The organism is Rhodococcus sp. 06-156-4 (genome assembly GCF_002259345.1).
Taxonomy (GTDB): domain Bacteria; phylum Actinomycetota; class Actinomycetes; order Mycobacteriales; family Mycobacteriaceae; genus Rhodococcoides; species Rhodococcoides fascians_E.
Genome location: NZ_NPGB01000034.1, coordinates 1 through 724, shown reverse-complemented (window position 1 = coordinate 724; position 724 = coordinate 1). Strand labels below are relative to the sequence as shown.

The following is a 724-nucleotide window of genomic DNA, read 5'->3' as shown; positions in this document are numbered from 1 at the left end:
CATCGAACTCTCCTACCAACCACACCGCATCACCCACCACACCATCACCACCCTCACCACACTCCTCGACACCGCCCTACACACCCTCGCCACCGCACCACACACCCGAATCGCCGAACTACCCCTACTCACCGACCACGAACGCGAACACCTCGCACGATGGTCCACCGGAGCCAGCGAACCCGCAGCCGGCACCACCCTCGACACACTCATCCGCAACCGAACCACCCATACCCCGAACGCCATCGCCGTCACCGACGACTCGAGACAGCAATGGACGTACACAACACTCGATTCCCGCGCAAACGCACTGGCACACATACTGTTCGAACGTGGCGTCCAGGTCGGCGACCGCGTCGCAGTCATGCTCCCCCGCAGCGTCGACCTGGTCACCGCACTCCTGGCCGTGATCCGGGTCGGCGCCGCCTACGTCCCCATCGACCCCGACTACCCGAGTGAGCGGATCGGGCACATCCTCGACGACTCCACACCCTCACTCCTGATTACCACCACCGAAATCCGAACGAACACACGCGCAACGAACGAGCTACACCTCGACAACCCCGACATCGCCGCACGCCTCGACACCGGACACACCACCGCACCGACACTCGATCGCCCACTGACCCCCGCCGACACCGCCTACGTCATCTTCACCTCCGGCACCACCGGACGCCCCAAAGGCGTCATGATCTCCCACCGAGCAATCATCAACCTCATCCGC

At 64.0% G+C, this 724-nt stretch carries 1 protein-coding gene; it reads left to right on the top strand.

Annotated features, from left to right (window positions below; all coding sequences use genetic code 11):
• Nucleotides 1-724: AMP-binding protein (locus tag CH290_RS24880; RefSeq protein ID WP_170947487.1), on the top strand; the 724-nt coding region annotated here is incomplete at both ends.